The organism is Devosia sp. P2_G7 (genome assembly GCF_056403495.1).
The window spans coordinates 138,474-158,451 of the sequence record NZ_JBFUFI010000013.1; the positions used below are offsets into that span (position 1 = coordinate 138,474).

Below are 19,978 nucleotides of genomic sequence, written 5' to 3' on the forward strand. Positions count from 1 at the left end.
TGTCGGGACCTCAGCGCATGAAACGCGCGCGGTACTGCCGCGGCGTCATCTGTTTGGCCGCCTTGAACTGACGGTTGAAATTGGCCAGCGAGTCATAGCCCACGTCGGACGCGACGTGGGCTATCGGCCGTGATGTGCCCGACAGCAGCGCGCAGGCCTCGCCGATGCGGAGCCGGGTCACATAGGCCGAGACGGGGCTCCGCACATGGCGGACGAACATCCGGTGCAGGCCGGAGGGCGACAGCGCCGCGATGTCGGCGAGCGCGTCGATCGACAGCGGCTCCATGTAGCGGGTGTGGATGACGTCGAGCACCCGGTCGATACGGGTGCGGTCAGCGGAGTGATGCGGCACCGCAGCGGCCGGACTGGCGAGCGGGGTGGCGGCGTCGTCCTCGGCGAGGCGGCGGAGGATGTCGATCAATACGCTGAGCCGGTCGGCCGGCGGGCGGGCGAACAGCGCGTCGATCGTCGGGCGGATGGCATCGGAGGCCGCGGTCGAGAACTTCAGCCCGCGCTGCGCCCGCGCCAGCAGGTCGGCGACGGGACGGAGTTCGGCCAGCAGCTTGGTAAGGCCCTCGGCCCAGTCCGGGTGGAACCACATCACCCGCGCCACATGCGGGGCGGCGGGATCGAGCTTGTCGCGGCTCGCCCAAGTGTGCGGCAGGTTGGGGCCGATCAGCACCAGGTCGCCATCGCCGTAGTCGCCGATGTGGTCACCGATGAAGCGCTGGCCGACCGAGTTGAGCGTGAGGGTCAGCTCGAACTCGGGGTGATGGTGCCACTGGAACGGGATGGCGTCATCGAGCCGGCGGTCGAGCCACGCCCAGGAAGCGCCTTCCGGCGGCATCACCTTCTCGAGAAGCGGCTTCATCGTGCAGATCACCCACCACCAACGCCAGAATAGTATCAGAACTGGCCGGAGCACGGCAACATGCCGGGGCGTGGCGGCCCTAGCCTCTCTCCATCGAAACCGATCCCCGAGGGGGAACATCAGATGGAGGACTATGATGTCGATGGCTCAGGGCATGGCGCCGCAAGGCATGGCGGCTGGGATCAAGCGGGATTCGCACCCGACGACGCAGAAGGTCACCACGCAGCTCAAGGACATCCGGAAGACGCTGCCGCTGCGGGTCCTCAGCGAGGCGGACTTCAAGCACTGGCAGGAGCGGGGCTATGTGATTGTTCGGAATGCAGTCGACGCGGATCATGTCGAGCGGCTGAAGGCTTTGCTCTGGCAGTTTGAGGAGAAGGACCCCAACGATCCCTCGACCTGGTACACGCCGCAGCGCCGCGACCACATCATGAAGGAGCTCAACGGCACCGGCATGGTGGAGATCTACAACCACCAGTACCTGTGGGATAACCGGCAGCAGCAGCGGGTCTACGACGCCTTCGTCGATATCTGGGACATGGAAGAGCTGTGGGTCTCGATCGACCGCGCCAACCTCAATCCGCCCAAGCAAGTCCCGGGCCCGAACCAGAACGGCTTCATCCACTGGGACAGCGACACCTCGCTCGATCCGCTGCCGATCGGCGTGCAAGGGGTGCTCAGCCTCGTGAAGCAGGACGGCGATATCGGCGGCTTCCAGTGCATTCCCGAGCTGTTCTACGATTTCGACAACTGGGTGAAGACCCAGCCGGCCGACCGCGATCCGATGCATCCCGACACCACCGGGTTGAAGATCACCAATATCGAGATGGAGCCGGGCGACCTGATGATCTTCAACACCCTGCTCGCCCATGGCGTGCGCCCCAACCACTCGATCAACTCGGGCAACCGGGTGCGGATGGCGCAGTACATCTCGATGTTCCCGGCCAACGAGGAAGACGTGATCGAGCGGGCCGAACGGGTGCGGCTGTGGCGCGAACTCGACCACCCGCAGCGCGACGCCTTCCCGGGCGATCCGCGCGAGTGGGAAAAGAAGAATGCCCGGACGGCCAAGCTCAGCGAGCTGGGCGAGAAGTTGCTCGGTCTGCGCAGCTGGAGCTAAGCGCCGGGGATCGACAGTGGATGGGCTGGCGGCAGGAAGATATCCTGCCGCCAGCCCTCGTCTTTCAGTGGCAGCCGGCGCGGGTGACGAGAGCGTTGACGATCAGCGGCGTGGCCGCCGTCTCGCCCCAGCTGCGCTTGTCGGGCGCCGCCTTGGCCAGCACCTTTTTCACGAGCCCGGCATCGAGCGCCATCGAGCGCTCGCAGGTGACATAGGGCTTGCCCGTCGCGTCGGTCGCCGAGATCAGCACACCGGCAGATTCGCCCAGCCCGCCCAGATAGGCCTGCAGCAGCTGCGCGGCATGGCCGTCGCTTCCGGCGCGATCGAGAACATCCATCACCTGGGCGACGGAGATCTGACCGCCCGAGGTCGACGACGTCGCCGCAACCGCCGGCAGGGTAACGGCTACGAGCAGGCCGGCGACGATGATGCGCCGGATGAGGCGAGAGGAATGGTGCTGCATGTGGAAAACTCCAATGGTTCACGAACGGCGACATCGATAGACGACGATTTGTTATTGCACAACGATAATTTCTTATCGTAGATTGCGCATTCCAGATGACGTAGGGGTGAAGCATGAGGACTGATGCAAGGCGGCGGCGGGTCGCCCGGTTGAGCGCGGTGACGCGCATGGCAGCGCTGGTGCTGGCCGGCGTACTGCCGGCGCTGGCAGCCGCCTACTGGGGCTTTGCCACCGACGCCGAGATTGCCCGCAGCGCCGGCCTCGCAGCGACGGCCGTACAGCTAGGTGTCGGCGAACGGGTCGGTGCGGCCATCATCTCGGCGCTGTCGCCGTTGGCCTTGAGCTGGGGGCTGGTGCGCCTCGCGGCGGCGCTCGGTTATTTCGGCGCCGGCGTACCCTTCGTGCCCGCGGCGGCTCGCGGCATCCGTGATTTCGGCTTTGCCGTCCTCTTGTGCACGGTGCTGAAGGTGTTGGCAGGCACGGCGTTGAGCGTGCTCCTGAGCTGGAATGGAGCGGGGCAGCGGCAGTTTGCCGTCAGCATCAGCTCGGACATGCTGCTGATGCTGCTCTTGGGCGCGGTGATGGCACTGATGGGCTGGGCGCTCGGCGAGGCGGCGGCACTGGCCGAAGAAAACGCGCAGTTCATCTGATGCCGATCAAGGTCAATCTCGCGGTGCTGCTGGCCGAGCGTGGCATCAAATCGAAGGACCTCGCCGAGCATATCGGCATCACCGAGGCCAACCTGTCGCTGCTCAGGCAAGGCAAGGTGAAGGGCATGCGCTTCGATACGCTGGAGGCGATCTGCGGCTACCTGGAGTGCGGGCCGGGCGACCTGCTCAAGTACGTACCCGGCGAACCGCAGGAGTGATCTCCTACGACGCCTTGCGCCGGCGCAAGCGGAGCAGGTCGTCGCCCTTGCTGGTAAGGAAGGGCGGCGAGACCCGGTTGCGGCCATTGTCCTTGGCGTCGTAGAGGGCCGCGTCGGCCTCGCCGATGAGCTGCTGGAACTCGAGGCCGGCCACTCGCGCCGAAGCGACACCGAAGCTGGCCGTGACCAGTTGCGGGGCCGGCCGCGCCGGATGGACGATGGCAGCGGCCTCGACCAGGCGCCGCAGCCGCTCGGCGGCGCCGACGGCCTGCGACAGCTCGGTGCGGCGCATCAGCACCAGGAACTCCTCGCCGCCGAACCGGAAGGCCTTGTCGCCGGCATTTCGCAGCCCCGACTGGAGGAGCGAGGCGACGTGCTTGAGGCACTGGTCGCCGGCGAGATGCCCAAGCGCATCGTTGTAGGGCTTGAAGTAGTCGATATCGATGAGTGCGATGGCGATGTCCTCGCCGGGCTGTGCAGCTTCGACGATGGCCGCGATCTCGCGCTCGAGCGCGCGGCGGTTGCCGACCCCGGTCAGCGGGTCGCTGAGCGACAGCTCTGAAAGCGTCAGGTTGGCGAGGTGCTCGCGCAGCGCGAGGAGATACGAGCGGCGAGACTCGCGCTCGAGGTGCCAGGAAGCGGTCAGCGCCATGACCACCGCGGCGAAAAAGATCACCACCTCGGCGATGAACTGCGCGAACTCGTGGTCGCGCGTCAGGAACATTTCCGACAGCATCAAGCCGAAGGTGAACAGGCACCCGGCGACGGCGTAGACGAACCGCACCCGCATCACCATGGCGATGAACAGCACCACCAGGATGATGGAGTTGTGCTGGATTTCGCGCAGCGGGCTCTCGCTCGCCTCGACTATCACCAAGGTCGTCAGCGCGGCGAGGACCGGGATGAGGGTGACCAGCCCTTCGCGGAGCGGGGCGGGCGGGTTGCGGCCGAGCAGGAGCAGCGCGAGCCCGACGAGAGGCAGCAATAGGCCGAGCCTCAGGCCAACGGCGAAGCCGAAAACATCCGGGGTCACCAGCCAGTCGGCAGCGAGATAGGCGATGAGGCAGAGGGTGCCGAGGATGCCTTGCCAGGCGAGCATGCGGCAGCGTGCCAGGCCGGTTTCGGCCTCGAAACGTGCCTCGAGCGCTGGTTCGAAAGCGAGGCGTGGCCCGCTTCTCTCGAGCTGGTGCTCGACCAGAGCCTCAGTGACCGCGACAGTGGAGGCGTCGGATGCCACCTTGGTCCTCGTGCCGAAGTTCTACTGGCCGCATTCTGCGGTTCGTGGCGTTAAGGAATAATAAGGAAATGGCTGAGCGTTTGCCGTAGCGCCGATTGTCAGAAGCGCCTTGCCAAGCGCGGCCACACGCGCAGACTTGGCACCCGAGGAGAGAGCCGATGAAACTGCTGCACACCACGCTCGGGCCGAAGCGGGCCGACGAACTCGGCATGATCCTGCCGCATGAACATGTGTTCGTCGACCTCAGGACCCCCGACCAGCCCGGCTACGCCGAGGCGGACCCCGCCAACGTCGTGCAAGTGATGGCGCCGGAGATCGAGGCGATCAGGGCGCGCGGCATCACCGCGCTGGTCGAATGCTCGACCGGCGGAGTGGGGCTCAGGGTGGATATCGACCTGGCGGTCAGCCAGGCCACCGGCTTTCCGATCGTCGTGCCGACCGGCAATTATCGCGAGCCGTGGATCCCCGACTGGGTGCGCGACGCCAGCGAGGCCGAGCTCGAGAACCGGATGTATCGCGATCTCGCCGAAGGTGTCGGTGAAACCGGGGTGAAGGCAGCCTGGATCAAGGTTTCGGCAGGCGATGAAGGCATCACGCCGCTGGAGGCGAAGATCCTCAGGGCTGCGGCGCGAGCCGCCCAGCGCACCGGTGCGGTGATCGGCAGCCACACCATCAAGGCCAGCGTGGTGATGGACCAGCTCGATATCATCGAGGCCGAAGGCTATCGCGCCGACCGTTTCATCTCGATCCACAGCCAGGAAGAAAAGGATTTCGGGCTCAACATCGCCGTGGCGCAGCGTGGCGCCTGGATCGAGTACGACCATGTCGGACGGGCGCCCGATGCGACGGTAAGCGAGCTGATCCTCCGCGCGCTGCAGGCCGGTCTGGGCCACCGGCTGCTGCTCAGCCACGATCGCGGCTGGTACGACCCGGCCCTGCCCGGCGGCGGCACGCCGACCCCCTATACGCACCTGAGCGACGTGATGCTGCCGCTGCTGCAGGCGGAGGGCGTCGACGATGCCACCGTCCGGCAGCTGACCGTGAGCAACCCGTTCGAGGCGTTTGCCCGCTGAGCAGCGAGGATGGCGAATAGCAGGGCAGCGCTGCTGCCCCTTGTCCGGGTCTCCCGGCGGCGGTACAATTTCGTTAGGATCATAACTAATGGGGTTCCGTGATGAGCGCCGGGCCAAAATCCTATTTCACCTCCATTCTCAAGGAAGCGGGGATCGAGCTCGGCGGCAGCCGGCCGTTCGACGTCACGGTGCATGACGACCGATTGTGGGCCCGGGCCATCAGTCACGGCACGCTGGGGTTCGGCGAGGCCTATATGGATGGCTGGTTCGACACCGATGCGCTGGATCAGTTCATCTACAAGCTGCTCGAATACGACATCTACGCGCACCTGAAGCCGGACCTGGGGCTGGCACTGAGCTTTGTGCGTGGGAGGCTGCTCAACCTGCAGCGCGCCCGCGTCACCGAGGTTGGCGAGCGGCACTACGACATCGGCAACGATCTCTACGCGGCGATGCTCGACAAGCGGATGATCTACTCGTGCGGCTACTGGGCCGAGGCGACGACGCTGGACGCGGCGCAGGAAGCCAAGCTCGACCTGATCTGCAAGAAGGTCGGGCTGCAGCCCGGCATGAAAGTGCTGGATATCGGCTCAGGCTGGGGCGGGTTCCTGAAATTCGCGGCCGAGCGCTACGGCATCGAGGGCGTCGGCATCACCATCAGTAAAGAGCAGGCAGCCTATGCCGAGGCGACCAAGGGCGCCCTGCCGATCGAGACCCGGCTGATGGACTACATGGCGCTCGAGGGGCAGTTCGATCGGGTGATCTCGATCGGCATGTTCGAGCATGTGGGCTACAAGAACTACGACGCCTATTTCCGTAAGGTGCGGTCGCTGCTCGTGCCCGACGGGCTGTTCCTGCTGCACACCATCGGCAACAATTTCACCTCGACCCACGGCGACCCGTGGACCGAGAAATACATCTTCCCCAACGGCATACTGCCCTCGATCAAGCAGATCGCGGCCGCCAGCGAGCGGGTGTTCGTGATGGAGGACTGGCACAATTTCGGTGCCGACTACGACAGGACGCTGATGGCCTGGTGGGCCAATTTCGATGCGGCGTGGCCCAGCCTCAAGGACAAGTACGGCGACCGCTTCTGGCGGATGTGGCGGTTCTACCTGCACGTGTTCGCGGCGATGTTCCGGGCCCGCAACATCCATCTGTGGCAGCTGGTGCTGAGCCCGGACGGCATTCCGGGCGGCTACCGCCGGATCTCTTGAGGCGGCGGAATAAACTCGAATCTTGGGTGTTGTTCCTGTTAGCCGACCGGTTGCGGCGGCGAGGGGAGCATGGCCCAGGAGATCCATATGCCATTCAAATATCTGACGAAAAGCTTGACGATTCTGGCCGGCGCGACGCTCGTCGCCAGCATGCTGGCAGCCGCGCCGGTCTACGCCGTCGATGGTGGCGGTAGTGGCGGCGGCGGGAACAGCGGTGGCGGTGGTGGCGGCAGCGATGGCACCTCGGAAGTGGTGCGCGTTCCGTCGCTCGACGACGCCCGGGTGCTGATCCGCGCCAAGAAGTGGAAATCGGCGGTCAGCATGCTCAAGCAGATCGTCCGCGCCGATCCAGGCAGTGCCGAAGCCAACAACCTGCTCGGCTACTCGCTGCGCAAGACCGGCGACTACAAGAACGCCCAGGGCTTCTATCTCAAGGCGTTGAAGCTCAGCCCCGGCCACAAGGGGGCGCACGAATATCTGGGCGAGCTCTATGTCGAGGTCGGCCAGATGAAGAAGGCCCAGCAGATGCTGGCGCAACTCGAAAAGCTGTGCGGCAACAAGACCTGCGAGGAATACGAGGACCTCGCGAAATTCATCGCCGCCAAGAGCTGACGACCATGCCTCCGCCGTGACAAGGCGGAGGCCCTACCCCAGGGCCAGGTTCAATCGATAACTCAGGGCTTCGGCCAAATGCGGGCGCGCGACCTTTTCGGCGCCCGCGAGGTCTGCGAGCGTTCGCGCCACCTTCAGCACGCGGTGGTAGGCACGGGCCGAAAGGTTGAAACGTTCGGCGGCCTGCAGGAGGAGGGTCTGGCTATCCTTGTCGGGGTCGACCAGCTTTTCGATCAGTGACGGGCCGGCCGCGGCGTTGGTGAAGACGTCGGGATGGCCGGCTTCAAGATAGCGCTGGCGCTGGCGTTCACGGGCTTTCTCGACGCGCGCGGCGACGGCAGCGGAGGGTTCGGCAGTCGCCGGGCCGATCATGTCGGCGGCGGAGACGGCGGGGACGTCGATGCGCAGGTCGATGCGATCGAGGAAGGGGCCGGAGACGCGGCCCTGGTAGTCGAGCGCGCAGCGGTCGCCGCGCTTGCAGGTGTGGCCGGGCGTGCCGGCGAGCCCGCATTTGCAGGGGTTCATCGCGGCCACGAGCTGGAAGCGGGCGGGGAAACTGACATGCGCGTTGGCGCGGGCGATCACGGTCTCGCCTGCTTCAAGCGGCTGGCGCAGACTGTCGAGTACCGATGGCGAGAATTCAGGCAGCTCATCGAGAAACAGCACGCCGTTATGGGCGAGGCTCGCTTCGCCCGGACGCACCCGCAGGCCACCGCCGACCAGCGCTGCCATCGAGGCGGAATGGTGCGGGGCGCGGAACGGGCGGCGATCGGACAGGGCACCGCCGGCCAGTTCGCCAGCGATCGACTGGATCATCGACACATCAAGCAGCTCGCGCGGGTTGAGCGGCGGCAGGATCGAGGGTAGCCGGGCCGCCAGCATGGACTTGCCGGCACCGGGCGGCCCGATCATCAGCAGGTTATGGCCACCGGCCGCCGCCACTTCGAGGGCGCGGCGGGCGACTTCCTGGCCGCGGACTTCGGACAGGTCCGGGAGACCTGTTGCGTCGGTTTGCCGCCGCGGCACCGGCCGGGTGCAAAGCTGGAAGCCGCCGAGGTGGTTGACCAGCGCCAGGAGCGTCTGCGGCGCGACGATTTCCAGGTCGTCGCCTGCCCACGCCGCCTCGGGCCCCGCGCTTTCAGCACAGATGATGCCCATGTCGCGCGACAGCGCGGCGATCGCCGCAGGCAGCACCCCGGCGGTCGGCGCCAGCCGGCCATCTAGGCCGAGTTCACCCAGCGCCAGATAACCCTCCAGCGCGTCGGACGGGATGGCGCCGATGGCCGCCATCAGCCCGAGCGCGATCGGCAGGTCGTAGTGGCTGCCCTCCTTGGGGAGATCGGCCGGCGCGAGATTCACGGTAATGCGTTTGGGCGGCAGGCTGAGGCCGGAAGCATAAAGCGCGGCGCGCACCCGCTCGCCGGATTCCTTCACCGCCTTGTCAGGCAAACCGACGAGAAAGAAGTTCGGAAGCCCCGGCGCGATCTGCACCTGGACGTCAACCGGCACCGCCTCGATACCCTGAAACGCTACGGTCGCGACCCGCGTGACCATCACTACGCCCCCAACTATCCCCACGCCGAACGCTATCAGGAGAATTACGGATGGTGCAAGAACATTACGGGAACAGCACATCGGAACAACAATAACCGCCGGCGCATTCAGCTTGCCGTCGTCCTGCTCAGCACGTAGCGCCGATGCCGGATAAGCTCACCGCGGGAGCGAGACCTGGGCTCGACTGTATCCATGCCACGTTGCCGCTCCGGCTATTGTGTGCGATCGACGCCGTACCAGATCTGCCGGGCCACCCGGTTGAGCGGCGCGGTGATCCGCCATTTGGAGGTTCGGTTGACGCGCTTCGCCAGCCCGGCCATGTCTGGAACACGTCCGTGCAGGATCTTGACGCCGCCGCCGATCGCGCCCGGATAAGGCAGCCGATAATTGTAGGCCATGGGCAGCACTGCGAAGCGGATATCGGTGTGGTAGAGCGCGTGGCGGAACGGCTGCTGATCCTGCTTGAGGCCTGTCTCGGTATGCCGCGCTGACCAGAAATCGAGGAAAGCATCGGTTTCGGCATCCTTGCGCAGCGCCACCAATCCGGAATTCAGCTTGGGGAACGATATCGGGATGCCGTCATCGTCCGACACTCCGCCCCGCTGCTGCAGCTCGACGGTCCAGAAGGGCGTTACGGCCGCCGCCAGCGGGAAGCGATCGAGGATCGTGAACAACTCGGGGACCGGATCGCAGACGAAGGTGTCGGTGTCAATGAACACCGTTCGGGCGAACGGACTGTGTCGCATTGCCCACATCTTGAGCGACTTGACGTGCATGCCTGGGGGCGGCGCGATCTGGATGTCGAACAAGTGCTGCGGCATGGGCTTGTCGGCAACAATCGCCACTGCAGCCTGAGGCATCACCGCCTTGATGCTTGCCGCGGAGCGTTCGGCTTCGATGAGCCAACGGTCGCCCCTGGCGCAGTAGAGAAATCCCTGGTCGGACATGTGCACTTCCGCCGGCCTACATCTGAACGTGATTTCTGATCAGCCCCGGCGCGAAGTAGGCGACGATTTCGGCGCCGTAGATCACCAGCGCGTAGCCAGCTCCAAAAACGAACGAGCCGCTTGCCGTGAGCGGATCGAGACCCAGCGGGCGGGCACGTGACGCGATCGTCTGCCCGTTCCTGCCGATGGTACGCACCAGCCGTACGGCGCCGCCGAGCGGGCTGGCGTGCAGCCAGCCCAGCGGTCGCTTGTGCCGCCGCCAGTAGACATTGTCGTAGCCCTGGCAGACGGCACGGATGAACGCATGCCGCAGTCCTTCGGGCGCAGGGTGGCTGACAGTCGCATCGGCCGCCCGCCAGATCTGTATGCCGTCGGCCTTGAGACGGCCCGCCAGCTCGACGCATTGCCCGCGATAGCTGCCGGCGCGGCGGAAGCCGTAGCGCTCGAGGATCTCGCGCTTGAAGGCGACGTTGTTGGCGTAGAAATGTCCGGTCGGGCTGACGCCGGTGTGCTTGGGGTTGGGTTCGAAGAACCAGAAGCCCGAGAACAGGCGGTCGAGCAGCGTGTCCCTTGCAAGGTAGGTGTGGCCGCCGACCACCTGCACGTCATCCCGATCCACCGCCCCCAGCATGTGGCCGAGCCAGCCGGCATCCGGGATGACGTCGCTATCGAGGAAGACGACCGTATCGGCGGTGGCCGAGGCCGCGCCAAGGTTCTTCTGCTCGAAATAATGCAACCCGGGGGCTGCGATGTAGCGGATATCGCCGGGCCAGTTTGCCGGGTCGAGTTCTTGATCGACGGTTGAGCGCGGCACGGCGACGTCGATCTCGCCCGGATCATAGGCGACGAGCAGCTCGAACCGGGTGTTGTGCGACCGGGCGTAGTCCCTGGCTTGCTCACCGAGCCTCGACAGCATCTGGCGTGCCCGGTCGACATCGGACAGCAGCGGGTTTTCCCACTCGATCACGATTGAAGCAGTTGATGGCAATTTTGGCCCCCCGACCGATTGCCATCAGAAGCTATCAAACTGTCCGGCGCAGCGCGAGTCCCGCGTTAACCATGCTGGAATAACAAAGGGTTAGCGCAAGGTTTCGTTAAGCGCGCCATGTTGATTCAAAGGCTTCCGATCTCTGTCCGAAAGCCAGACGACCAGCATGCTTGCCGCCGCCCGCCCCGCGTTTCCGTTCGCCAAATCCCTGCTGCTGGTCGGGCTAACCCTGCTGCTTGCCGCCTGCGGGCGCTCGCCTACGCATGACTATCGCGGCATCCCCGGCGACAACGATCCGCATGACGGGGTGCGACGGGCCTGGGGCCTGCCGATCCAGGGGCTGGATGTGGCGCGCTACCAGGGCCGCGTCGATTTCAACGCGGCGCGGGGTGGCGGGGTGCACTTCGTCTACATCAAGTCGACCGAGGGCAAGGACTATATCGACCCCAATTTCTACGATAACTGGCGCGGCGCCCAGGCGGCCGGCCTGGCGCGTGGCGCCTATCATTTCATGACCTGGTGCAGCCTCGCCTCGCAGCAGGCCGCGTGGTTCAAGCGCATGGTGCCGAACGATCCGGACGCGCTGCCGCCGGTGCTCGATCTCGAGTGGAACAACCACTCGAGCTGCAAGAACAAGTTCAACCGCGAGGACGTGCTGGAGAAGGTTCGCGTAATGCTCGCCGAGATGGAGCGGCACACCGGCAAGGTGCCGATCATCTATACCGACATGAACTTCTACAGCGACATCCTCGCCGGCGAGCACTTCGATTCCTCGTTCTGGTTGCGCTCGACTGCCGCCGAACCCCACACCAAGTATGGCGACGAGCCGTGGCTGTTCTGGCAGTGGACGCAGACCGGCACGATGTCGGGCGTGCGCACCGAGGTCGACCGCAACGCGTTCTACGGCAGCGAGGGCGACTGGGTGACGTTCCTGCTCACCGGTTGCGACCCGCGTACTGTCGACCGGCTGGGCCCGCAGGGACGCTGCCAAAGCCACAAGTAACGGTGCGTGAGTGCTTGGCGGCCTTGTCAGTATTTCGCCTTGGTTCTAGCCTCACGTAGTGATTTGCCGGCGGAGTCGGCGCGAAACAATGGAAGGGGATACGCTATGGCCAAGGGTCAGCTGAAATCCAACAAGGAAGCCAAGAAGCCCAAGAAGGAAAAGCCGAAAGTGCTGGCGACGGCCGGGATGACCCCCGCCACTGCCGCTCCGGCGAAAAAGAAGTAATCGGGCTGATCGATCATTGTTCAAGGGCCGTGGCATCGCCGCGGCCCTTCGCTATTTGATCAAGGCGCCGGGGTGATGTTCCACCACTCCTCGAGCACGCCGCAGAGCAGGCCCGCTGGGCCGCCCGGCGCTGCAAAGGTGAGACGGAAGACGCCATCGACCTCGCGATGCACGCCCTTCTTCAAATCGGTGAAAGCGGCGTGCCAGTGGGCATAGGCCATCGGTCCATCCACCGCCCACAGGCTGAACGAGAATTCGATGTCACGCTGCCGCGCAACGACATCGGTGTCCCAGTAGGCGCGGATACCGGCGTGGCCGGCGAAGGGCGGCCTGAAGCGGGTCTCGTGATAGAGCCCGTCAGGCGTGAACAGTGAGACGATCAGCGCGGTGTCCTGCGTCACCCACGCCTGCTGGTAGAGTGCGAGCCAGGCAACCGCTTGCTCCGGCGTAACGCCGAGATCAGCCACCGAGCACACCGCTCTGCTTTACCCCATCCAGCAGGAACTGCACGGCGAGCGCCGCGAGCAGCACCCCGACGACGCGGCTGACCACGGCGAGGCCGGTAATGCCGAGCAGCCGCTGGATCGGGATAGCGACGAGCATCACCAGGTAGCAGAGCAGCAGGATCGCCAGTAGCGCCACGACCACGATGAACCAGGCAAGATTGAAGCCGCCGCCGGTGCCGGTGGTCAGAAGGATCACCGCGCTGATGGCGCCGGGACCGGCGAGCAGCGGCGTCGCCAGCGGGAACACCGAGATATCGGAGCGGTGCTGCGCTTCGTTTTCTTCCTCGGGTGTCGTGCCGGTGCCGCCCGAGTGGCGGGCGAACACCATGTCGATCGAGATCAGCAGCAAGAGGATGCCGCCGGCGATGCGCAGCGCCGGCAACGTGATGCCGAACAAGCGCAGCAGCACCTCGCCGAATACCGCGAAGAACAGGAGGATCACGCCGGCGATGACGGTGCCGCGCAGCGCCATCGAGCGCCGCTCAGCCTGGGTGTTCTTCTGTGTCAGCGCCGCATAGACGACGAGCAGATCCGCCGGCCCAAGGGTGGCGAAGAACGTGGTCAGGGCGAGGAGAAGCGTATCGACGGGCATGGCGGGACAATGGCCGAGGCCGGGCCGAAAGGCGAGAGGGCGCGAAGGATTTCACCCGGTCGCGCAAGACCTCCGCAAATCAGCCGCAAAGCCGCCCGACTGAACAGCGGCTGCCATGACCATTACCCTCGACGCATCGCCGATCGATGTGCTGCCTCAGCCGCGACCGCTGTGGGGGACGCTGGCGTCGTTCGGCCTGCATGGCGCGCTGCTGGCGCTGTTGCTGATCGGGCCGAACATACAGCGGCTGCGGCCGGTGATGCCCCGCAGCATTGCCGTCGAGATGATCACGGCAGCGCAGTTCGCGGCACTGACACGGCCGCCCGAACCCCCACCAGTCGCGGTGGAGCCCACTCCCACCGCACCATCCACCGCCCCGGCGTCGGCAGCCCATGCGCCCGCCCCCATCCCGAAGGCCGCACCTGGCGGCACCATCCGCGCCACCGATTTCTATGCCGGAAGCCTGCTGGCCGAGCCGGCGAGTGCGAACCTGCGCGAGACAATGAAGACGCTCGATGGCAGCGAGCGCGTGGTGCAGCTGTGCAGTATCGAAGCAATCGAGCAGATCCGCCGCGCCCGGCCGGAATTCGATCCGGACACCGTCGTCGCTTATGCGATGGCCGACATGGCGGTGCGAGACGGCGCCTTGATCGCCGAAGGCGGTGCCTTCCGCAGCCGGCGCGAATGGTATGGGGTGCGGTTCAGTTGTACGGCCGCTGCCGACTACTCAGCAGTCGAGCAGTTTGAGTTTTCGGTGGGTGAGTTTATCCCGCACGAGCTGTGGGACGCGCATTATCTCACGGCGGCAGAGGACGACGACGACTGATCAGGCCGGATGGGGCGCGGCTCGCGCGAGCACCTAACTGTCGTTCAGGATGGTTTCGACAAGCTGGTTCAGTGCCTCCAGTGGGGCGCCGGCCGTCACGGCAACAATGGCGATGTTCAGGTCCGGAGACCGAACGGCCTTGGCCGGCCATTCGGCCAGGTGCCGGCCGCGAAGTCGTCGATGGCTCGGGAGCCATGGGAGCGAGCGACGGCGATGAAAGCTCGCAGCGCCGACAGGCGATGCGAGCGGTTGCACCGCGCCTAGCTCCGCCGCTTCTCGATCGCGTCCCAAATCATCACGGCGATATCCGGCCCGCCGAAACGCTTGATTTCGCGGATGCCGGTGGGCGACGTGACGTTGATCTCGGTGAGGTATTCGCCGATCACATCGATACCGACGAAGATCATGTCGCGCTCCTTCAGTGCCGGCCCGATGGTGGCGCAGATTTCGCGCTCCCGCTCGGTCAGCGGGGACAATTCCGGGCGGCCGCCGACATGCATGTTGGAGCGCGCCTCGCCATCGGCGGGGATGCGGTTGAGGCCGGCCACCGGCTCGCCATCGACGATGATGATGCGCTTGTCGCCCTTGCGCACATCCGGCAGGTACTTCTGCACCATGAAGGGCTCGCGGAAGCTCTGCTCGAACAGCTCGATCAGCGAGTTGAGGTTCTGGTCGCCCTCCTGCAGCAGGAACACACCGGCGCCGCCATTGCCGTAGAGGGGCTTGAGGATGATGTTGCCGTGTTCCTTGCGGAACTCGCGGATCAGGCCGCGATCGCGCGTCACGAGCGTCGGCGGCATCAGCTCGGGGAACTCGGTGACGAGGATCTTCTCCGGCGCGTTGCGCACCGCAGCGGGCGGATTGACCACATAGGTCTTGGGGTGGATGCGCTCGAGCAGGTGGGTGAGCGTGGTGTAGTTCATGTCGAACGGCGGATCCTGCCGCATCAGCACCACGTCGTAGGCCTGGAGATCGGCCCGTGCGAACTCGCCCAACGCGTAGTGCTCGCCCTTGGGCTTGTCGAACACGGTGATCGGGGCCAGCTCGGCCGACACGTGGTTGTCGCGCAGCGCCAGGGTCTGCGGCACGTAATAGTCCACCTTGTGCTTGCGCGCCTGCGCCTCGAGCATCATGGCGAAGGTCGAATCCCCCGCCGGATTGATCGAAGCGATGGGGTCCATCTGCACGGCGATTTTGAGGGACATGAAGCGGTCCTAGCTGGCGTCGAAAGCGCCTTTGACATGGCGCGGCCACGTGCGCGGCGCAAGGAAAATCACATCGAACCGGAGGGGCGTTTCGGCGAGGGCCGGGTGGCGCGCAACATAGTACTGCGCGGCGCGGGAGATGCGGCTGGCATTGACCGCAGCGAGGGCCATGGCCTCCTCCGAGCGGGCCTGCCGGGCCTTCACTTCGATAAAGGCGGTGAGCCCGAAGCGGCGGGCGACAAGGTCGATCTCGCCGACCGGTGTCTTCACGCGCGCCGCGACGATGCGGTAGCCCTTGAGCCGTAGGTACCACGCAGCCAGCGCTTCGCCGCGGCGGCCGAAGAGTTCGGCGCCGAGCCGGGCACTGCGGGTCTGGTTATTCCTCGGCCTTGAGGGCGAGGGCCGCATCGTAGACCTCCTTGCGCTTGAGGGCGTAGCGCGCGGTGATCTCGTCGACGGCGGCGCGCAGCGGCTGCGCAACCAGCGCCTCCTCGAGCGCTGCCTTCCAGTCGGCCTCCTCGACCACCACGCCCTCGGCGCCGCCGACGAGGATCACAGCCTCGCCCTTGGTGTCGCCGGCCCCAAAATGGCGTGCGAGTTCGCTGAGCGTGCCGCGCTCGACCCGCTCGAACCGCTTGGTGAGCTCGAGCGCTACTGCGGCAGGCCGGTGGCCCAGTGCTTCAGCCATGGCGGCGAGCGTATCGCCGAGACGGCGGGGCGACTCGTAGAACACCAGCGTGTCGGCGCGCCCCTTGAGCGCTGCGAGCGCGTTGGCGCGGGCTCCGGCCTTGGAGGGCAGGAAGCCGATGAAGCCGAAGGCGTCGGTGGGGAGGCCGGCGCTTGCCAGCGCCGCGAGCAATGCCGACGCGCCGGGAATGGCGAACACCGGCAGTCCGGCTTCGCGCATGGCGCGGACCAGCGGGAAGCCCGGATCGGACAAGAGTGGCGTGCCGGCGTCGGAGATCTGCGCCACCGCGCGGCCCGCCTGAAGGCTCGCAATCACCTCGCCGATACGGGCGCGTTCGTTGTGCTCGTGCAGCGACTTGCGCGCGGTGCGGATGCCGTAGTGATCGAGCAGCGTTGCCGAGTGACGCGTATCCTCGCAGAGGATCAGGTCGGCAGCGGCCAGCGTCTCAAGGGCGCGCAGCGTAATGTCCTTGAGGTTGCCGATCGGGGTGGCAACGACATACAGCCCGACCGCCAGAGGGGCCGCGGGAAACTCGGTTCCGGCGATGAAGAAGCTCTTCGGCCGATCGTCCACGCCGCCTCCGATTAACACGAAGTTAAGCTCGGTCTTTATGAGCCGGGCCCGATTCTGTATAGACGCCTTTCAAGGTGCGCCACGCGCGGCAGAGTGCGGGACTTGATAAAGGTAGGGCAAGTGAGAATTGCAACGGGCGCGAACGCGCTGACAGGGCTCAGGTATCTCGGGCTCGGCCTTGCTGCTGCGGCGCTGCTCTCCGCCTGTTCGCCGGGCAATTTCAACTTCGGGCCGGGCGGCGGCACGACCGCCGGGGCGAACCAGCCGCTCGCCACCGGCAAGACCTTCGGCAAGGGTCCGGTGCGGGTGGCGCTGCTGCTGCCGCTTTCGGGCGATCCCAATCTGGCGGCAGTCGGCACCTCGATGGCCAATGCGTCGGAGCTGGCCATCGGCTTTGTCGAGACCAACCCCAATATCGGCGAGAACATCACCGTAGTGTTGAAGGACACCGGCAGCACGGCCAGTGGCGCGGCACAGGCCGCGACCCAGGCGCTGAGCGAAGGCGTCAGCCTGATCCTCGGGCCGCTGCGCGCCGACCAGGTCACCGCCGCGGGCCAGGTGGCGAAGGCGGCTGGTATTTCGGTGATCGGCTTCTCCAACAATTCGGGCGCCGCCTCGCCGGGAGTGTTCCTGCTCAACATCCTGCCCGAGAGCGAAGTGAAGCGCTCGATGGGCTATGCCAAGAAGCTCGGCAAGAAGGCCTTCGCGGGCGTGTTCCCGACCACCGATTTCGGCCGCATCCAGGAAGGCGCGTTCCGCCAGGCCACCGCCGATCTCGGACTGAATGCCCGCGCCGTCTACAACTTCTCGTCGGAAGCCGAAGCCCGCACCGTCGTGACGCAGCTGGTGCCGATGCTGCAGGCCGGGCAGATCGATGCGCTGTTCATCCCCGACCGGGCGACGGCGCCGAGCTTTGCCAACCTTCTCAACGAAGCCGGCATCGCGCCGGGCAAGGTGCAACTGATCGGCTCGGCCGACTGGGATGGCGATCCTTCGATCCTCAACACCACGACGCTGGCCGGGGCGATCTTCCCCGCTATCGACGACGCCGGCTACAACGCGCTGCTGCCCGAGTACCAGGCGAAGTTCGGCTCGGCGCCGCACAAGTTCGCCACTATCGCCTACACCGCGACGATCCTCGCCAATGCCGGCACACTCGCCAACGGCACGCCGAAATACGACCGTGCCCAGCTGACGCTGCCGGCCGGCTTCAACGGCCGCGACGGAGTGTTCCGCTTCCTGCCCGATGGGCGGAGCGAATACGCGCTGGTGATCAAGCAGGTGTCGATCGGCGGCGCGAGCGTCGCCGAAGGGGCGAAACTCTAGCGCCTAGCTGTGATACCAGCCGTTGAGGTGGGCCTTCTCGTGGCGCAACACCTTGCCGCGGGTCTCGGCGCTCAGTCCCTTGACGATCCAGATGACGTCGCCGCCGATGCGGGAGCACCCTACGACACGGGCGTCGGGATCGCTGCGGCGCGCTGCAGCGAAGTGATCGGCGCACATGCGGTTGATGGTTGCCTGGTCCGAAGTGAGTACGCGGTAGTCCTGGATCGGCTCGTGGTCGAAGAGTACAGGAGGCATACGGACGTCCCTCGCCACCGCCGGTCCCGCCACGAGGACCAGGACGGCAGCCATTGCCATCGCTTTCATGGTTTAGTCGCTCAGAGAGTCTGCTGCCGCTCAGCAGTAGATGCCGTTGGCCTCCACGACGCAGTTCCCATCCTCGGTGGTCACGAGGCTCCCGCCTTCAAACGGGATGATCGATACGAACGAGCCGGCCGAAAGCGGGGCGCTCGCCACCCAGTGCCGGTCGTTCCAGTACCAGACGCCGGCCTTCGCTGACGGCTTGGGCTCTTTGATGATGCCTGGATACTGAATGTGTGGACTCGCCAGTCCGTCGGTCGAGTAGACGCCGCTGTCGGTCTGCATGACTCTGACGAAGGTGGTGTGCCCGTAGGCGATCTTGCGAACCACCGTCTCGGCAACCGGCTCGATCGAGACGCCGGGCTGCACGTAATAGCTCCAGCGCATCAGCTTGTCGGGATCGAAGACCGGCGGCCACACCTCGTCGGGTGTGCTGAGCAAGGTGCGCATCGGCTCCTCCTCGGCGACCGCGCGCGGCAGGATGTTGGGCAGCGACAGCAAGGCGGCAGCGCCGAGTCCGATTGCTCCCCCAAACATGATGGCGCGAGTCGCATCCATTCGCCGTTCTCCGGTCGGTGTTAACCAACCATCAACCATACCGGCGAAACGCGTGTCAAAATGGAACAGCGATTAAGGTAAATTTAACCTAGGGAAGCGCGGCCGCGAGCTCTTCGACCACCTCGACGAAGCGGTCATAGGCCTCGCGGGTGGGCCAGGGCCGGATCAGCTTCTCGAACGGCTCGAACTCGAACACCGGGAAGCTCGGCTCGCCGAAATAGCGTCGTGCTTCCTCGGGCTCGAACCCGGCGAGATGGGTGGCTTCGAGGAAGGCAGCCTCGCGATCGGCGCGTTTGATCTGCTTCTGCAACGCCGCCGGGGGCGTCGCGGGAAGGGAAAAGCGGAGGTAGACGGCGCCGAGCAGCCGGTTCTCCACCTCCTTGTAGTTGCCGCCCATCGCCGCCTTGAACGGCGAGATGATGTCGCCCATCACGTATTCGGGCGCATCGTGCAGCACGGCGTAGAGCATGGCACGCGGATCGGCATCGCGGTTCAGCGCGCGATAGAGTTCGAGCACCAGCACCGAATGCTGCGCCACCGAAAACGGGTAGTCGCCGATGGTCTGGCCGTTCCAGCGCGCCACGCGGGCGAGGCCGTGCGCGATGTCGGATAGCTCGACATCGAGCGGTGACGGATCGAGGATATCGAGCCGTCTGCCCGACAGCATGCGCTGCCACGCCCGCTCCTTGCCTCGCGCCATGGAATCCCCCGGTGTTTGAAGCCGAGGAAGCTAGTCTTCGGGGGTTGATTCGCCAAACCCGGTCTTCGTCGGCAAGGCGGCCATCACGCGGCGGCGGTGGCCCTGGCTCGCATCGTGTCGACGCTCCAGGTCCCCGGCCCGGCGAGGACCAGATAGAGGAAGATGAAGCAGTAGAGGATCGCCGACACGCCGAAATTGTTGTTCGGGAACGGGCTCATCGGGAAATGGAAACCCCAGTAGGCGACTGCCATGAAGCCGCAGAGCACGAAGGCCACCGGCCGGGTCAGCCAGCCGACGAGAATGAACAGGCCACCCACGAGCTCCAGCCATCCGGCCACAGTCATCAAGGTCTGTATCTCGGGCGGCGAGGGCTGCACCGGCGGTGGGAAGTTGAAGACGACGGTGAGTCCGGCGTGGACGAACAGCAGGCCGGTGACAATGCGCAGGATTGCCAGCCCATGCGGCGCGTAGGCGGAAAATCGATCAAGCATTTTGGGTCTCCCTTCAA

Annotated in this window: 24 protein-coding genes; 9 read left to right on the plus strand and 15 right to left on the minus strand. The window is 65.7% G+C overall.

All coding sequences use genetic code 11. The features are described from left to right. Positions 1-10: 10 nt before the first annotated feature. On the minus strand, positions 11-871 hold the full coding sequence (locus AC1DWU_RS19630; protein WP_477151692.1) for a helix-turn-helix domain-containing protein: 861 nt from the start codon (positions 869-871) through the stop codon (positions 11-13). 169 nt (positions 872-1,040) lie between these two features. Between AC1DWU_RS19630 and AC1DWU_RS19635 the strand changes: the two genes are divergently transcribed. Further along, a complete protein-coding gene (locus AC1DWU_RS19635; protein WP_477151735.1) occupies positions 1,041-1,991 on the plus strand; it encodes a phytanoyl-CoA dioxygenase family protein in 951 nt (316 codons plus the stop codon). 64 nt (positions 1,992-2,055) lie between these two features. On the opposite strand, the gene AC1DWU_RS19640 is transcribed toward AC1DWU_RS19635, so the two are convergent. Further along, the gene (locus AC1DWU_RS19640) at positions 2,056-2,454 is read right to left on the minus strand and encodes a chlorophyllide reductase (protein ID WP_477151693.1); all 399 of its coding nucleotides are present in this window, start codon (positions 2,452-2,454) and stop codon (positions 2,056-2,058) included. A gap of 113 nt (positions 2,455-2,567) precedes the next feature. Between AC1DWU_RS19640 and AC1DWU_RS19645 the strand changes: the two genes are divergently transcribed. Together AC1DWU_RS19645 and AC1DWU_RS19650 are read left to right on the plus strand one after the other, a co-directional pair. Further along, positions 2,568-3,104 (plus strand): hypothetical protein, encoded by a 537-nt coding sequence (locus tag AC1DWU_RS19645; protein ID WP_477151694.1) that lies wholly within the window; start codon positions 2,568-2,570, stop codon positions 3,102-3,104. Continuing rightward, positions 3,104-3,322, plus strand: coding sequence for a helix-turn-helix domain-containing protein (locus tag AC1DWU_RS19650; protein WP_477151695.1), 219 nt, complete (start codon positions 3,104-3,106; stop codon positions 3,320-3,322). Before AC1DWU_RS19645 ends, AC1DWU_RS19650 begins: the two co-directional genes overlap by 1 nt. A 4-nt stretch (positions 3,323-3,326) precedes the next feature. Here the strand turns inward: AC1DWU_RS19650 and AC1DWU_RS19655 are convergent, their stop codons facing one another. Next, on the minus strand, positions 3,327-4,559 hold the full coding sequence (locus AC1DWU_RS19655) for a GGDEF domain-containing protein (protein ID WP_477151696.1): 1,233 nt from the start codon (positions 4,557-4,559) through the stop codon (positions 3,327-3,329). 158 nt (positions 4,560-4,717) lie between these two features. Here AC1DWU_RS19655 and AC1DWU_RS19660 point away from each other — a divergent pair, with 158 nt between their 5' ends. The 3 genes from AC1DWU_RS19660 (at position 4,718) to AC1DWU_RS19670 (ending at position 7,461) form a co-directional block, all read left to right on the plus strand. Further along, the gene (locus AC1DWU_RS19660) at positions 4,718-5,632 is read left to right on the plus strand and encodes a phosphotriesterase family protein (RefSeq protein WP_477151697.1); all 915 of its coding nucleotides are present in this window, start codon (positions 4,718-4,720) and stop codon (positions 5,630-5,632) included. Positions 5,633-5,733: 101 nt separating this feature from the next. After that, entirely contained in the window at positions 5,734-6,849 is a 1,116-nt protein-coding gene (cfa, locus tag AC1DWU_RS19665) for a cyclopropane fatty acyl phospholipid synthase (RefSeq protein WP_477151698.1), read from the plus strand. Positions 6,850-6,936: 87 nt separating this feature from the next. Next, complete coding sequence (locus AC1DWU_RS19670; protein ID WP_477151699.1) at positions 6,937-7,461, plus strand: tetratricopeptide repeat protein; 525 nt, start codon at positions 6,937-6,939, stop codon at positions 7,459-7,461. Positions 7,462-7,494: 33 nt separating this feature from the next. On the opposite strand, the gene AC1DWU_RS19675 is transcribed toward AC1DWU_RS19670, so the two are convergent. The 3 genes from AC1DWU_RS19675 to AC1DWU_RS19685 form a co-directional block, all read right to left on the minus strand. Further along, positions 7,495-9,015 carry a YifB family Mg chelatase-like AAA ATPase gene (locus AC1DWU_RS19675; protein WP_477151700.1) on the minus strand — a complete coding sequence of 507 codons (1,521 nt, stop codon included), beginning with the start codon at positions 9,013-9,015 and terminating at the stop codon, positions 7,495-7,497. 212 nt (positions 9,016-9,227) lie between these two features. Then, positions 9,228-9,962, minus strand: a complete 735-nt coding sequence (locus AC1DWU_RS19680) for a glycosyltransferase family protein (RefSeq protein WP_477151701.1) — start codon at positions 9,960-9,962, stop codon at positions 9,228-9,230. A 16-nt stretch (positions 9,963-9,978) separates the two neighbouring features. After that, positions 9,979-10,950 (minus strand): glycosyltransferase, encoded by a 972-nt coding sequence (locus AC1DWU_RS19685; RefSeq protein WP_477151702.1) that lies wholly within the window; start codon positions 10,948-10,950, stop codon positions 9,979-9,981. A 166-nt stretch (positions 10,951-11,116) separates the two neighbouring features. On the opposite strand from AC1DWU_RS19685, the gene AC1DWU_RS19690 reads away from it, so the two are divergent. After that, entirely contained in the window at positions 11,117-11,953 is an 837-nt protein-coding gene (locus tag AC1DWU_RS19690) for a GH25 family lysozyme (RefSeq protein WP_477151703.1), read from the plus strand. 284 nt (positions 11,954-12,237) lie between these two features. On the opposite strand, the gene AC1DWU_RS19695 is transcribed toward AC1DWU_RS19690, so the two are convergent. Continuing rightward, complete coding sequence (locus AC1DWU_RS19695; protein ID WP_477151704.1) at positions 12,238-12,645, minus strand: nuclear transport factor 2 family protein; 408 nt, start codon at positions 12,643-12,645, stop codon at positions 12,238-12,240. Beyond that, entirely contained in the window at positions 12,638-13,276 is a 639-nt protein-coding gene (locus AC1DWU_RS19700) for a MarC family protein (RefSeq protein ID WP_477151705.1), read from the minus strand. The genes AC1DWU_RS19695 and AC1DWU_RS19700 overlap by 8 nt, the downstream gene beginning before the upstream one ends. A 115-nt stretch (positions 13,277-13,391) precedes the next feature. Between AC1DWU_RS19700 and AC1DWU_RS19705 the strand changes: the two genes are divergently transcribed. Next, on the plus strand, positions 13,392-14,102 hold the full coding sequence (locus AC1DWU_RS19705) for a DUF930 domain-containing protein (RefSeq protein WP_477151706.1): 711 nt from the start codon (positions 13,392-13,394) through the stop codon (positions 14,100-14,102). 260 nt (positions 14,103-14,362) lie between these two features. Here the strand turns inward: AC1DWU_RS19705 and gshB are convergent, their stop codons facing one another. Genes gshB through rsmI form a run of 3 tightly spaced genes read right to left on the minus strand, consistent with a single transcriptional unit; the run spans position 14,363 to position 16,568 of the window. After that, complete coding sequence (gshB, locus tag AC1DWU_RS19710) at positions 14,363-15,307, minus strand: glutathione synthase (RefSeq protein WP_477151707.1); 945 nt, start codon at positions 15,305-15,307, stop codon at positions 14,363-14,365. Between the two features lie 9 nt (positions 15,308-15,316). After that, positions 15,317-15,715 (minus strand): YraN family protein, encoded by a 399-nt coding sequence (locus AC1DWU_RS19715; RefSeq protein WP_477151708.1) that lies wholly within the window; start codon positions 15,713-15,715, stop codon positions 15,317-15,319. Next, positions 15,684-16,568: a 16S rRNA (cytidine(1402)-2'-O)-methyltransferase gene (gene rsmI / locus AC1DWU_RS19720; RefSeq protein WP_477151709.1), complete on the minus strand. Its 885-nt coding sequence runs from the start codon at positions 16,566-16,568 to the stop codon at positions 15,684-15,686. The genes AC1DWU_RS19715 and rsmI overlap by 32 nt, the downstream gene beginning before the upstream one ends. A gap of 120 nt (positions 16,569-16,688) precedes the next feature. Here rsmI and AC1DWU_RS19725 point away from each other — a divergent pair, with 120 nt between their 5' ends. Then, positions 16,689-17,894, plus strand: coding sequence for a penicillin-binding protein activator (locus tag AC1DWU_RS19725; RefSeq protein WP_477151710.1), 1,206 nt, complete (start codon positions 16,689-16,691; stop codon positions 17,892-17,894). A gap of 3 nt (positions 17,895-17,897) precedes the next feature. Here AC1DWU_RS19725 and AC1DWU_RS19730 read toward each other — a convergent pair whose 3' ends face one another. From AC1DWU_RS19730 to AC1DWU_RS19745, 4 genes are all read right to left on the minus strand, one after another. Beyond that, a complete protein-coding gene (locus AC1DWU_RS19730; RefSeq protein WP_477151711.1) occupies positions 17,898-18,149 on the minus strand; it encodes a hypothetical protein in 252 nt (83 codons plus the stop codon). Positions 18,150-18,248: 99 nt separating this feature from the next. Next, a complete protein-coding gene (locus AC1DWU_RS19735; RefSeq protein ID WP_477151712.1) occupies positions 18,249-18,770 on the minus strand; it encodes a hypothetical protein in 522 nt (173 codons plus the stop codon). 88 nt (positions 18,771-18,858) lie between these two features. Continuing rightward, a complete protein-coding gene (locus AC1DWU_RS19740) occupies positions 18,859-19,470 on the minus strand; it encodes a hydrolase (protein WP_477151713.1) in 612 nt (203 codons plus the stop codon). Positions 19,471-19,553: 83 nt separating this feature from the next. Then, positions 19,554-19,961, minus strand: a complete 408-nt coding sequence (locus AC1DWU_RS19745; protein ID WP_477151714.1) for a DoxX family protein — start codon at positions 19,959-19,961, stop codon at positions 19,554-19,556. Between the last annotated feature and the right edge of the window lie 17 nt (positions 19,962-19,978).